This is a genomic window from Streptomyces venetus, from assembly GCF_039540295.1.
Classification (GTDB): domain Bacteria; phylum Actinomycetota; class Actinomycetes; order Streptomycetales; family Streptomycetaceae; genus Streptomyces; species Streptomyces venetus.
The window spans coordinates 593,083-606,296 of record NZ_BAABET010000006.1; the positions used below are offsets into that span (position 1 = coordinate 593,083).

General features: G+C 72.3%; 10 protein-coding genes. 6 read left to right on the forward strand and 4 right to left on the reverse strand.

Going from position 1 to position 13,214, the window contains the following annotated elements:
- Positions 1 to 41: 41 nt before the first annotated feature.
- The 4 genes from ABEA82_RS22690 to argG all read left to right on the forward strand — a co-directional run bounded on the left by ABEA82_RS22690 (position 42) and on the right by argG (position 6,559).
- Positions 42 to 1,850, forward strand: a complete 1,809-nt coding sequence (locus ABEA82_RS22690) for a methylmalonyl-CoA mutase family protein (RefSeq protein ID WP_345663420.1) — start codon at positions 42 to 44, stop codon at positions 1,848 to 1,850.
- Entirely contained in the window at positions 1,850 to 4,024 is a 2,175-nt protein-coding gene (gene scpA / locus ABEA82_RS22695; RefSeq protein ID WP_345663421.1) for a methylmalonyl-CoA mutase, read from the forward strand. The genes ABEA82_RS22690 and scpA overlap by 1 nt, the downstream gene beginning before the upstream one ends.
- Complete coding sequence (gene meaB / locus ABEA82_RS22700; RefSeq protein ID WP_345663422.1) at positions 4,021 to 5,013, forward strand: methylmalonyl Co-A mutase-associated GTPase MeaB; 993 nt, start codon at positions 4,021 to 4,023, stop codon at positions 5,011 to 5,013. The genes scpA and meaB overlap by 4 nt, the downstream gene beginning before the upstream one ends.
- Before the next feature lie 91 nt (positions 5,014 to 5,104).
- On the forward strand, positions 5,105 to 6,559 hold the full coding sequence (gene argG, locus ABEA82_RS22705) for an argininosuccinate synthase (protein ID WP_345663423.1): 1,455 nt from the start codon (positions 5,105 to 5,107) through the stop codon (positions 6,557 to 6,559).
- A gap of 79 nt (positions 6,560 to 6,638) precedes the next feature.
- Here argG and pntB read toward each other — a convergent pair whose 3' ends face one another.
- Both pntB and ABEA82_RS22715 read right to left on the reverse strand, forming a co-directional pair.
- Entirely contained in the window at positions 6,639 to 8,072 is a 1,434-nt protein-coding gene (gene pntB, locus ABEA82_RS22710; RefSeq protein ID WP_345663424.1) for a Re/Si-specific NAD(P)(+) transhydrogenase subunit beta, read from the reverse strand.
- A 6-nt stretch (positions 8,073 to 8,078) separates the two neighbouring features.
- Positions 8,079 to 9,638 carry a Re/Si-specific NAD(P)(+) transhydrogenase subunit alpha gene (locus ABEA82_RS22715; RefSeq protein WP_345663425.1) on the reverse strand — a complete coding sequence of 520 codons (1,560 nt, stop codon included), beginning with the start codon at positions 9,636 to 9,638 and terminating at the stop codon, positions 8,079 to 8,081.
- A gap of 429 nt (positions 9,639 to 10,067) precedes the next feature.
- On the opposite strand from ABEA82_RS22715, the gene ABEA82_RS22720 reads away from it, so the two are divergent.
- Together ABEA82_RS22720 and ABEA82_RS22725 are read left to right on the forward strand one after the other, a co-directional pair.
- Positions 10,068 to 10,976, forward strand: a complete 909-nt coding sequence (locus tag ABEA82_RS22720; RefSeq protein ID WP_345663426.1) for a polysaccharide pyruvyl transferase family protein — start codon at positions 10,068 to 10,070, stop codon at positions 10,974 to 10,976.
- A gap of 102 nt (positions 10,977 to 11,078) precedes the next feature.
- The gene (locus tag ABEA82_RS22725) at positions 11,079 to 11,399 is read left to right on the forward strand and encodes a DUF3040 domain-containing protein (RefSeq protein ID WP_345663427.1); all 321 of its coding nucleotides are present in this window, start codon (positions 11,079 to 11,081) and stop codon (positions 11,397 to 11,399) included.
- Positions 11,400 to 11,430: 31 nt separating this feature from the next.
- On the opposite strand, the gene ABEA82_RS22730 is transcribed toward ABEA82_RS22725, so the two are convergent.
- The gene (locus tag ABEA82_RS22730) at positions 11,431 to 12,327 is read right to left on the reverse strand and encodes a glycosyltransferase family 2 protein (RefSeq protein WP_345663429.1); all 897 of its coding nucleotides are present in this window, start codon (positions 12,325 to 12,327) and stop codon (positions 11,431 to 11,433) included.
- Positions 12,324 to 13,205, reverse strand: a complete 882-nt coding sequence (locus ABEA82_RS22735; protein ID WP_345663430.1) for a glycosyltransferase family 2 protein — start codon at positions 13,203 to 13,205, stop codon at positions 12,324 to 12,326. Before ABEA82_RS22735 ends, ABEA82_RS22730 begins: the two co-directional genes overlap by 4 nt.
- Between the last annotated feature and the right edge of the window lie 9 nt (positions 13,206 to 13,214).

A 13,214-nucleotide genomic window follows, 5' to 3' on the forward strand; every position in this document is an offset into this window, starting at 1 on the left:
GCCCACTGCTGCTCCTTCGAGTCCTGGCCTAGCATCCGAGCATGACGGTCCTGCCTGACGACGGGCTTGAGCTGGCCGGCGAGTTCCCTGATGTGCCCCACGAGCAGTGGCAGCGCCTTGTGGCGGGTGTGCTGCGCAAGTCGGGCAAGGACGTGGAGGGCGCCGAAGCCGAGGAAGCCCTGTCCACCGCGTTGGAGGACGGGCTGCGCACCCGCCCTCTCTACACCGCCCACGACTCCGCGCCCGAGCCGGGCCTGCCCGGGTTCGCGCCCTTTGTGCGCGGCGGCCGCCCCGAGGGGAACACCCTCGGCGGCTGGGACGTACGGCAGCGGCACACGGTGGCCGACGGCGAACCGGTGCTGGCGGATCTGGAGAACGGCGTCACCTCCCTGTGGCTGGGCGTCGGCGACTCCGGCATCCCCGTGCCGGAGCTCGGCCGGGTCCTGGACGGCGTCTATCTCGACCTCGTGTCCGTCGTCCTGGACGCCGGATCCGACACCGAGCCCGCCGCACGCGAGTTGCTGCGGCTGTACCAGGAGCGCGGTGTCGCCCGGGACGCGGCACGCGGCAACCTGGGCGCGGACCCGCTGGGTCATCAGGCCCGGAGCGGGCAGCGGGGCGACTTCGCGCCGGCGGCCGGTCTCGCGCGGCAGTGCGCCGAGGAGTACCCGGGCCTGCGGGCGCTGACCGTGGACGCGCTGCCGTACCACGAGGCCGGTGGTTCGGCCGCCCAGGAGCTGGGCTGCTCGCTGGCCACGGCGGTGGCGTATCTGCGGGAGCTGACCGGGGCCGGGCTGAGCGTCGAACAGGCCTGTGCGCAACTGGAGTTCCGGTACGCGGCGACCGCCGACCAGTTCCTGACGATCGCCAAGCTGCGGGCCGCGCGCCGGCTGTGGGCGCGGGTGGCCGAGGTGTGCGGTGCGCCGCGCGCGGGGGCGCAGCTCCAGCACGTCGTGACGTCTCCGGTGATGATGACGCGCCGGGACCCGTGGGTGAACATGCTGCGGACGACCATCGCCACGCTGGCCGCCGGGGCGGGCGGGGCCGACGCGGTCACCGTGCTGCCCTTCGACCACGCCCTCGGCCTGCCGGACGCGTTCGCGCGGCGGATCGCCCGCAACACCTCCACGATCCTCATCGAGGAGTCGCACCTGTCCCGGGTCATCGACCCGGCGGGCGGCTCCTGGTACGTGGAGCGGCTCACCGACGAACTCGCCCACGCGGGCTGGGAGTTCTTCCAGCGGATCGAGCGGCTCGGCGGCATGGCCGCCGCCCTGCGCTCGGGTGACCTCGCGCAGGACCTGGCCGACACCTGGCAGGCCCGCAGCGGCAGGCTGGCCAAGAGGCGCGAACCGGTCACCGGTGTCAGCGAGTTCCCCCACCTCGCGGAGAAGCCGGTCGTCCGCGACCCGGCACCCGAACCGCCGTCCGGCGGGCTGCCGCGGGTGCGCCGCGACGAGGCGTACGAGGAGCTGCGCGCCCGCTCCGACGCCCATCTCGCCGCGACCGGCTCCCGGCCCCGGATCTTCCTGGCCGCGCTCGGCCCGGCCGCCGCCCACACCGCACGCCTCACCTTCGCGTCGAACCTCTTCCAGGCGGGCGGCATCGAGCCCGTCACGGAGGGCACCTTCGAGGAGAGCGGCGCGGCGGAGGCCGTGCTGTGCTCCAGCGACGCGGTGTACGAGGAGCAGGCCGAGGCCACCGCGGGTGCCCTGAAGGCCGCCGGCGCCTCGCACGTGTTCCTCGCCGGGCGGCCCGGTGACCACGCCGGTGTCGACTCGTACGTCTTCGCGGGCTGTGACGCCGTCGCCGTGCTGTCCGCCACCCTCGACCGCATGGGAGTGTCCTGATGGGAATCCCCGACTTCTCCGGGATCGAGCTGGGGACCCCGGCCTCCGGCGGCGGCCCCGACGAGTGGCGTACGGCCGTCAAGAACGCGTCCGGCGGGGACGACCTGCTCTGGGAGACCCCGGAGGGCATCACGGTCAAGCCGCTGTACACCGGCCGGGACCTGGAGGGCCTGGACTTCCTGGAGACGTACCCGGGCGCCGCCCCGTATCTGCGCGGCCCGTACCCGACGATGTACGTCAACCAGCCCTGGACGATCCGCCAGTACGCCGGTTTCTCCACGGCCGAGGAGTCGAACGCCTTCTACCGGCGCAACCTCGCGGCCGGGCAGAAGGGCCTGTCGGTCGCCTTCGACCTGCCCACGCACCGGGGTTACGACAGCGACCACCCGCGGGTGACGGGTGACGTCGGCATGGCGGGCGTGGCGATCGACTCGATCTACGACATGCGGCAGCTGTTCGACGGGATCCCGCTGGACAGGATGACCGTGTCGATGACGATGAACGGTGCCGTGCTGCCGGTGCTGGCGCTGTACATCGTGGCGGCGGAGGAACAGGGCGTACCGCCGGAGAAGCTGGCGGGGACCATCCAGAACGACATCCTCAAGGAGTTCATGGTCCGCAACACCTACATCTATCCGCCGAAGCCCTCGATGCGGATCATCTCCGACATCTTCGCGTACACCTCGCAGCGGATGCCGCGCTACAACTCGATCTCCATCTCCGGCTACCACATTCAGGAGGCCGGTGCGACGGCCGATCTGGAGCTGGCGTACACGCTGGCCGACGGTGTCGAGTACATCCGCGCGGGCCGGGAGGCGGGCCTGGACGTGGACGCGTTCGCGCCCCGGCTGTCGTTCTTCTGGGCGATCGGCATGAACTTCTTCATGGAGGTCGCCAAGCTGCGCGCCGCGCGCCTGCTGTGGGCGAAGCTGGTGCGGCAGTTCGACCCGAAGAACGCCAAGTCGCTCTCCCTGCGCACCCATTCGCAGACCTCCGGCTGGTCGCTGACCGCGCAGGACGTGTTCAACAACGTGACGCGCACCTGTGTCGAGGCCATGGCGGCGACGCAGGGGCACACGCAGTCGCTGCACACCAACGCCCTGGACGAGGCGCTGGCCCTGCCGACCGACTTCTCGGCGCGCATCGCCCGCAACACGCAGCTGCTGCTCCAGCAGGAGTCCGGCACGACCCGGGTGATCGACCCGTGGGGCGGCAGCGCGTACGTGGAGAAGCTGACGTACGACCTGGCCCGGCGGGCCTGGCAGCACATCGAGGAGGTCGAGGCCGCGGGCGGTATGGCCAAGGCCATCGACGCGGGCATCCCCAAGCTGCGCATCGAGGAGGCCGCGGCCCGCACCCAGGCCCGGATCGACTCGGGCCGGCAGCCGGTGATCGGCGTGAACAAGTACCGGGTGGACAGCGACGAGCAGATCGAGGTCCTCAAGGTCGACAACTCCTCCGTGCGGGCGCAGCAGATCGAGAAGCTGCGGCGGCTGCGGGCGGAGCGGGACGAGCGGGCCTGCCAGGACGCGCTGGACGCGCTGACCCGGGCCGCCGGCGGCGAGGGCAACCTGCTGGAGCTGGCGGTGCACGCGGCCCGTGCGAAGGCCACCGTCGGGGAGATCTCCGACGCCCTGGAGAAGGCGTACGGCCGGCACGCGAGCCAGATCCGTACGATCTCCGGCGTGTACCGCAACGAAGCAGGGGAGTCCCCGTCCGTGGACCGCACCCGAGCCCTGGTCTCCGACTTCGAGGAGGCCGAGGGCCGCCGCCCGCGCATCCTGGTCGCGAAGATGGGCCAGGACGGCCACGACCGCGGCCAGAAGGTGATCGCCACCGCCTTCGCCGACCTCGGCTTCGACGTGGACGTCGGCCCGCTGTTCCAGACCCCGGCCGAGGTGGCCCGGCAGGCCGTCGAGGCGGACGTGCACATCGTCGGCGTCTCGTCGCTGGCGGCCGGTCACCTCACCCTCGTGCCGGCGCTCAAGGAGCAGCTGGCCGAGGAGGGGCGCGAGGACATCATGATCGTGGTCGGCGGGGTGATCCCGCCGCAGGACGTGCCGACTCTGCTTCAGATGGGCGCGGCGGCGGTCTTCCCGCCCGGGACGGTGATCCCGGACGCGGCGTACGACCTGGTGAAGCGGCTGTCGGACGGCCTCGGGCACGACCTGTGATCGATGTCGACGCGTATGTGAAGGGTGTCCTCGACGGGAAGCGGGCGATCGTCGCCCGCGCCATCACACTCGTCGAGTCCACCCGACCCCAGCACCGGGAGCTGGCCCAGCGGCTGCTGACCGAGCTGCTGCCGCACAGCGGGCGGGCGCGGCGGATCGGCGTCAGCGGGGTGCCGGGCGTGGGCAAGTCGACGTTCATCGACGCGTTCGGCTCGATGCTGACGGGGCTCGGGCACCGGGTGGCGGTGCTCGCCGTCGACCCGTCCTCCAGCCGTACCGGTGGCTCGATCCTCGGCGACAAGACGCGGATGGAGCGGCTGGCCGTCGATCCGGCGGCCTTCGTCCGGCCCTCCCCCACCGCGGGGACGCTGGGCGGGGTCGCCAAGGCGACCCGCGAGTCGATCGTGGTGATGGAGGCGGCCGGCTACGACGTGGTCCTGGTGGAGACGGTCGGTGTCGGCCAGTCCGAGACGGCCGTGGCGAACATGGTCGACTCCTTCCTGCTGCTCACCCTCGCCCGCACCGGCGACCAGTTGCAGGGCATCAAGAAGGGCGTCCTGGAGCTGGCGGACGTGATCGCCGTGAACAAGGCGGACGGCCCGCACGAGCGCGACGCCCGCGCCGCCGCCCGCGAACTGGCGGGCGCGCTGCGGCTGATGCACGGCAAGGACGCGTTCTGGACACCGCCCGTGCTCAGTTGCAGCGCCCGGGAGTCGGCCGGTCTGGACACCGTGTGGGAGCGCCTGGAGCAGCACCGCACCCTGCTGGACTCCACCGGCCGCCTCAGCGCCAAGCGCCGCGACCAGCAGGTCGACTGGACCTGGACCATGGTCCGCGACGAACTCCTCGGCCGGCTCCAGGCCGACCCGGCGGTACGGGCTCTCGCGCCGGTGCTCGAACAGCGGGTCAGGGAGGGCGGGTTGACGCCGACCCTGGCGGCCGAGCGGATCCTGGGGGCGCTCGGAGGTTCCGAGCCCGACACTGCCTGACCACGGCTCCGTACGCGGGCTCCTGGAGCTCACCGAACGGGATCCATGCAAGCGACTTGCATGATTATGCGTGGCGATACATACTCTTCCTATGTCCAAGGTCCTCACCTCCCTGCCCGCCGGCGAGCGCGTCGGCATCGCCTTCTCGGGCGGTCTCGACACGTCCGTCGCGGTCGCGTGGATGCGCGACAAGGGTGCCGTCCCGTGCACCTACACCGCCGACATCGGCCAGTACGACGAGCCCGACATCGCCTCGGTGCCCGGCCGTGCGAAGACCTACGGTGCCGAGATCGCGCGTCTGGTCGACTGCCGTGCCGCGCTGGTCGAGGAGGGCCTGGCCGCGCTGACCTGCGGCGCGTTCCACATCCGCTCGGGCGGGCGGGCGTACTTCAACACCACGCCGCTCGGCCGTGCCGTCACGGGCACGCTGCTGGTCCGGGCGATGCTCGAGGACGACGTCCAGATCTGGGGCGACGGCTCGACCTTCAAGGGCAACGACATCGAGCGGTTCTACCGCTACGGCCTGCTCGCCAACCCGCACCTCAGGATCTACAAGCCCTGGCTCGACGCGGCCTTCGTCACCGAGCTCGGCGGCCGCAAGGAGATGTCCGAGTGGCTGGTCGCGCACGGGCTGCCCTACCGCGACAGCACGGAGAAGGCGTACTCCACCGACGCCAATATCTGGGGCGCCACACACGAGGCCAAGACGCTGGAGCACCTGGACACCGGCGTCGAGACCGTCGAGCCGATCATGGGCGTGCGGTTCTGGGACCCCGAGGTCGAGATCGCCACCGAGGACGTGACGATCGGCTTCGCCGAGGGCCGCCCGGTGTCCGTCAACGGCAAGGAGTTCGCCTCCCCCGTCGACCTGGTCATGGAGGCCAACGCCATCGGCGGGCGGCACGGCCTCGGCATGTCCGACCAGATCGAGAACCGGATCATCGAGGCCAAGAGCCGCGGCATCTACGAGGCGCCGGGCATGGCCCTGCTGCACGCCGCGTACGAGCGGCTGGTCAACGCGATCCACAACGAGGACACCCTCGCCCAGTACCACAGCGAGGGACGGCGGCTCGGCCGGCTGATGTACGAGGGCCGCTGGCTGGACCCGCAGGCGCTGATGATCCGCGAGTCGCTCCAGCGCTGGGTCGGCGCCGCCGTCACCGGCGAGGTGACGCTGCGGCTGCGGCGCGGTGAGGACTACTCGATCCTCGACACCACCGGCCCGGCCTTCAGCTACCACCCGGACAAGCTGTCCATGGAGCGCACCGAGGACTCCGCGTTCGGCCCGGTGGACCGGATCGGCCAGCTCACCATGCGCAACCTCGACATCGCCGACTCCCGCGCCAAGCTGGAGCAGTACGCCGGCATCGGCCTGATCGGCACCGGCAGCCCCACCGTCGGCGCCTCGCAGGCGGCCGCGACCGGGCTGATCGGCACCATGCCGGAGCTGCCGCAGGGCGGCGCCGAGGTCATCGCCTCCCGCGGCGAGGTCTCGGACGAGGACGCGTGGCTGGACCGCGCCGCGATGGAGTCCGGCACGGACTGACCGGCACCCTGGTCTCACGCGAGAGGCCGGCTCGGCACCGTGGGTGCCGAGCCGGCCTCTCTCGTATGCCACCGGCAGTTCAGCGCGACGTGCCCGCCATCTCCGGGACCGGTGCGTCCAGGGAGTCGAGGGCGCGCAGGATGTCCTCGACACGCTGCTTGGCGTCGCCGAAGAGCATCTGGCTGTTGTCCCGGAAGAACAGCGGGTTCTGCACACCGGCGTAGCCGGCGGCCATGGACCGCTTGAAGACGACCACGTTGGCGGCCTCCCACACGTGCAGCACGGGCATGCCGGCGATGGGGCTGGCCGGGTTGTCGGTGGCGGCCGGGTTGACGGTGTCGTTGGCGCCGATGACGAGGACGACCGAGGTGGCGGCGAAGTCGTCGTTGATCTCGTCCATCTCGAGGACGATGTCGTACGGCACGTTCGCCTCGGCGAGCAGCACGTTCATGTGCCCGGGCAGCCGGCCGGCGACGGGGTGGATGCCGAAGCGCACCTCCACGCCCCGCTCGCGCAGCTTCCGCGCCAGTTCGGCGACCGGGTACTGGGCCTGGGCGACCGCCATGCCGTAGCCCGGCGTGATGATCACCGAGGAGGCCTCGCGGAGCAGCTCCGCGGTGTCCTCCGCGCTGATCTCGCGGTGCTCCCCCTGCTCGCCCTCGTCGGCCGCCGCGGCGGGGGTGCCGAAGCCGCCCGCGATCACCGAGATGAAGGAGCGGTTCATCGCCTTGCACATGATGTACGACAGGTAGGCACCGGAGGAGCCGACCAGCGCGCCGGTGACGATGAGCAGGTTGTTGGCGAGCAGGAAGCCCGAGGCCGCCGCGGCCCAGCCGGAGTAGCTGTTGAGCATGGAGACGACCACCGGCATGTCACCGCCGCCGATGGAGGCGACCAGGTGTGCGCCGAGGGCGAGCGCGATCACGGTGACCGCGATGAGCAGCCCCATGTTCGGGCGGGCCACGAAGGCGACGGTGAGCGCGACGAAGGCGACCAGGGCGCCCACGTTGAGGACGTGCTTGCCGGGCAGTGTGAGCGGGCGGGAGTTGATGCGCGCCGAGAGCTTCAGGTACGCGATGACGGACCCGGTGAAGGTGACGGCGCCGATGAACACCCCGATGAACACCTCGGCGTGGTGGATGCCCAGCAGCGAACCGCTGAGCTCGGCGTCGACGTCGAGGTAGCCGTTCCAGCCGACGAACGCGGCGGCGAGGCCGACGAGGCTGTGCATGATGGCGATCAGCTCGGGCATGCCGGTCATCTCGACGACCCGGGCCCGCCACAGTCCGATGCCGCCGCCGACGGCGGTGGCGAGGACGATCAGTACGAGACCGGTGGCGGTGAGGCTCCGGGAGGCGAGCCCGACGGTGGCGGCCAGGGCGATGACCATGCCCGCGATGCCCCAGACGACTCCCGAGCGGGACGTCCGGTGCTGCGAGAGCCCGGCGAGGCTGAGGATGAACAGCAACGCGGCGACGACGTAGGCGGCTTCTGAGGCCGTGACTGTGCTCATCCGTGATCAGCCCTTCGAGAACATGCCGAGCATGCGGCGGGTGACGGCGAATCCGCCGAAGATGTTGATGCTCGCCAGCAGGATCGCGGCGAACGACAGCACGGTGACGGCGGTGTTCCCGTGCCCGATCTGCAACAGCGCGCCGACCACGACGATCCCGGAGATGGCGTTGGTGACCGACATCAGCGGGGTGTGCAGCGCGTGGTGCACGTTGCCGATGACGTAGAAGCCGATGACGATCGCCAGGACGAAGACCGTGAAGTGGCCGATGAGTTCGCTCGGCGAGAAGGCGGTCACCAGGAACAGCGCGAGCGCTCCGGCGCCGACCAGGGCGTAGGAGGACCACGCGGGGCGGGCCGGCTTCGCCGGGGTGGCCGCGGCCGGGGCGGCTTCCGGGGTCGCCGTGGGGGCGGGCGCGGGCGCGGCGGACACCTGGACCGGGGGCGGGGGCCAGGTCTTCTCGCCGTCGCGGACCACGGTCATCGAGCGCTGCACGACGTCGTCGAAGTCGAGGACGAGGCGGCCGTCCTTGCCCGGGGTGAGCAGCTTCATCAGGTTGACGATGTTGGTGCCGTACAGCTGCGAGGCCTGGGCGGGGAGCCGGCCGGGCAGGTCGGTGTAGCCGATGATCGTCACGTCGTTGTCGGTGACGACCGCCTTGCCGGCGACCGTGCCCTCGACGTTGCCGCCCTGGGCGGCGGCCATGTCGACGATCACGCTGCCGGGCTTCATCCGCGCGACGTCCTCGGCGGTGATCAGCCGCGGTGCGGGCCGGCCGGGGATGAGCGCGGTGGTGACGATGATGTCGACGTCGGCGGCCTGCTCGGCGTACAGCTGCGCGGCGAGCCGGTTGTAGTCCTCCGAGGTGGCCTTGGCGTAGCCGTCGGTGCTCACCTCCTGCTCGGCGGTGACCGTCAGGAACTCCCCGCCCAGTGAGCGCACCTGCTCGGCGACTTCGGGCCGGGGGTCGGTGGCGCGGACCACGGCGCCGAGGCTGCGGGCCGCTCCGATCGCCGCGAGTCCGGCGACACCCGCACCGGCGACCAGCACCTTGGCGGGCGGCACCTTGCCCGCGGCGGTCACCTGGCCGGTGAAGAAACGGCCGAAGGCGTGCGCCGCCTCGACCACGGCCCGGTATCCGGCGATGTTCGCCATCGAGCTGAGCACGTCCAGGGACTGGGCGCGCGAGATGCGCGGTACGGCGTCCATGGCGAGGACGGTGATCGGCCGCCGTGCGAGCTCCTCGACCAGCTCGGGGTTCAGGGCGGGGCTGATCAGCGCGATCAGCGTCGCTCCGTCCCGCAGCCGGGCGATCTCCTCGCTGGAGGGGCCGTTGACCTTGAGTACGATCTGCGCCGCCCATGGGTCGCCGAGCCGGGCGCCCGCCTCCTCGTAGGCCGCGTCCGAGAAGCGGGACGAGGCTCCCGCCCCCGGTTCGACCACCACGTCGTATCCGAGTGCGACAAGTCTCCCCACGGTGGCCGGCGTGGCCGCCACCCTGGTCTCGCCCGCAGTGGACTCGGCGGGTATGCCGATCCGCTGGGGTTCCGGTTCCGCTGGGACCATCGTCTGCCTCTCTCCTCATCTGTCGCTCGCCGTCTGACACCCGCCGAGTGCTCGTCCATCCATCGGTGCCCGAATCTTGCACTCTCGACGCCGGATCCGCGGGCGGTCGTCTTCACACGGCTGAAGAGTCCTGCCTCACAGCTGCGAGGGGTTGCGGGTGAGCTCGTTCGCGGGTATGGCGACGTCTTTCGGCGGTGTAGTCCTCTGTGGCTGCCGGGGCCTGCGGGGCGCTGATCGGCTTGTGATGCGAGGCGTCGTGGTGCGGCGCGGACTGAGTTGCGTGAGCAGCACCCGTCCGAGGCGCGGCGGGACCGCATCCCCTTCCCGAACCGCCTTCCACTCCCCGTGGCCGCAGGACATATGCGCGTAATGCCCTGATTGCCGTGCCTGTGAGGCGGGCACTCAGGGCATGTGCACACACAAGACGGCATGCGACCGCGCCGAGTCCTGCTGACCGGGTGGTTCAGCTTCCGGGACGGGGAGGCGACCGCCGGGGACGTGCTGGCCCTGCGCCGGGTGGAGGACGTCCTGCTCGGCACAGGCATTCCCTACGACGTCGCCTGGAGCCCCGGCTTCCGTCCGGAGGCCCTGCACCTGGACCGGCTGTGGCCGGAGGACTACTCCCACCTGGTGTTCGTGTGCGGCCCGCTGCACGGGTCGCAGGTCGAGGAACTGCACCGGCGGTTCGCGCACTCGGTGCGGATCGCCGTCGGCACCTCGGTGATCGACCCCGGCAGCGCGGCCGTGACCGGCTTCCACCGGGTGCTGCCGCGGGACGCTCCGGACAGCGAGCCGGTGGAGGACCTGGCGGCCCGCGCCCCGGACGTGCCCGCCCGGCCGGTCGTCGGGGTGATCCTCACGCACGGCCAGCAGGAGTACGGGCAGCAGCGGCGGCACGGCCAGGTCGCCGAGGAGGTGACGCGCTGGCTGGCCGGGAAGGACTGCGCACGCCTGGAGCTGGAGACCCGGCTCGACACCCACGACTGGCATCTGAGCGCCACCCCCGCACAGCTCCAGTCGGTGCTGGCCCGGCTGGACCTCGTGGTGACCGACCGGCTGCACGGGCTGGTCATCGCGCTGCGGGTCGGCACTCCCGTCCTGGCCGTCGACCCGGTCACCGGCGGGGCGAAGGTGACCGCGCAGGCCCGGGCCTGCGGCTGGCCCGCGCTGCTGCCCGCCGAGCGGCTGGACGTGCGGCAGTTGGACCGCTGGTGGGACTGGTGCCTGACCGGCGGCCGGGTGACCGCCCGGCAGATCCGCGACGGCTTCCGGGAGGGCACCGTGCCGGACAGCGCCGACCGGCTCGTCGAGGCCCTGGCACGGGCCGTGCCCGGTTAGCTCCGGGACCTCACGGGGCACCCGCTTTGTCAGTCCCCGCTTCCTGTCCCGCCGCACGTCCCCCCGGGAGGAGACGGTCGGGCCGCCCGGAAGGAGAACCGCGTGTCCATCGGCCGACTCCCCGATCACGAGCAGCGCATCCTCGACGAGATGGAACGCGCCCTGCGCCGCGACCGCCGCCTCGACCGCCGGCTGCGTACCCTGCGGCTGAGCCGCCTGCCCGACCCCGCCAGGGCCTTCGTCCGACTGGCCTCCTACCGCCCCCGCGTCTGGACCGTGGTGGTCCTGCTCGCGGTGTCGGTCGCCCTGCTGGTCACCGGCATCGCCACCTCCGAACCGGGTGTGATCTGGGCGTTCGCGGCGCTGTGGCCCCTGACGCTGTTCGCCGGGTTCCGGCTGATGTGCCGGTGGTGCGGGAGCTGAGCGTTTCCGGGCCCGACCGGGGGGTCGGGCGTCAGCCCGTGTAGCGGCGGGCCTTCGAGCCGCGCTGGGACGGTTCCAGCAGGCGAAGCCGCGACTCGACCTCGTGCGGCAGGACGCGGCGTTCGCGCAGGACCCACGGCAGGGCGGCGGCGGCTTCGGCGAAGGCACGCAGGGACGCGGTGTCCCGCGGGACCGTACGGGCCAGGCCGACCGTCCGGCGCAGGGCGGGGCCGACCGGGCGGCGCAGCCACGTGAACCACAGGGTGTTGCGGATGCCGTGGGTGCGGCGCAGGGTGGCGTCCCGGGCCCGGGACGGCTGGTGGTGCACCGTCAGGTGACCGGCGTACGTCAGCCACCATCCGTCGGCCGCCAGGTCCGCGGCGAGCAGCTCCTCCTCGCCGCCCAGCCACAGCCGCGGGTGGAAGCCGCCCGCGGTCCGGAAGGCGTCGGCGCGCAGTACGGTCGCGGCGGCCAGGAAGGATGCGAGGGCCGGTCCGGGCAGCCAGGCGGGCCCGGGCACGGGAGAGTCGCGCAGCTCCTCGACGATCGGGTCGTCGGTGCCGTCCGGTTCGACGACGATGCGGGCCGTGACGGAGCCCAGCGCCGGATGCCGGTCGAGGAGGTCTCCGGCGCCCGCCAGCGATCCGGGCGCCCACCAGGAGTCGTCGTCGCAGAACGCGATGTAGGGCGTACCGGCCTGCCGGACGGCGAGGTTGCGGCCCACGGCGCCGAGGTTGCGGCCGGGCCGCAGCAGCCGGACCCGCGGGTGGTGGCGGGAGACGGCGTCGGCGGTGCCGTCCGTGGAGCCGTTGTCGGTGACGATCACCGGCGGGTTCTCCGGCAGTTCGGCGAGACGGTCGAGGGTGCGCAGCAGTTCCCGGCGCCGGTTGTGGGTGATGACGACGACGGTCGTCCGGCTGTCGGTCATGCGGCATCTCCCTCGGCCAGGCGCGCGGCCCGCTCCACGTGCGGCGGCAGGGGCCGGCGCGCCCGCAGGGCGGCGGGCAGCCGGGCCAGCGTCCCGCGCAGTGCGAGCCGGGCGCGGGCGTCGTGGCGGGCCTCGGCGGCCAGGGCACGGGTTCGGGCGAGTGCGTACGGCACGGGACGGCGCAGCCAGGCGGTGAGGAGTTCGTTGCGCCGCTGGACGACCGGACGGCCGGTGCGGGGACCGGGCGCCGGATCGTGGTGGGCGACGACGTCCGGGCAGTGGCTGACACCCCAGCCGCGCGCGGCCAGGTCGTAGGCGAGGAGGGTCTCCTCGCCGCCGAAGAACAGCAGCCTGTGGAAGCCGCCCGCGTCGAGGTAGGCACGGCGGCGCACCACCGAGGCGCAGGCGAGGAAGCCCAGGACCTGGGTGCCGGGGAGGTCGGCGACCGGGCCGAGAGGTGATTCCGCGAGCACGTCGTTGAGCGGGTCGGGATCGGCGGTGGGGCCGACGAGGGTGCGGGCGGCGATGAGGCCGAGCCGCGGATGGGCATCGAAGAGCCGGGCCGCCCTGTCCAGTGCGCCGGGTGCCCACCAGGAGTCGTCGTCGCTGAACGCCACGTACGGGGTGTTCAGGACGCGGGCGCCGTAGGTGCGGGCGAGGGCGCCGTGATTGAACGGCAGGGACAGCACCCGGACCCGGGGGAAGTCGCGGGCGAGCAGGGCGCGCGTGTCGTCGGTGGACGCGTTGTCCGCGACGAGGATCTCGGGCCGTTCGGGGAGGGCGAGAAGCCGGCGCAGGGTGTCGGTGAGGGTGGCCGAACGGTTGCGGGTGGCGATGACGACGCCCACGGGGCTCGGGTTCGGGTGCGCTGTGGTCATCGGGGTGGC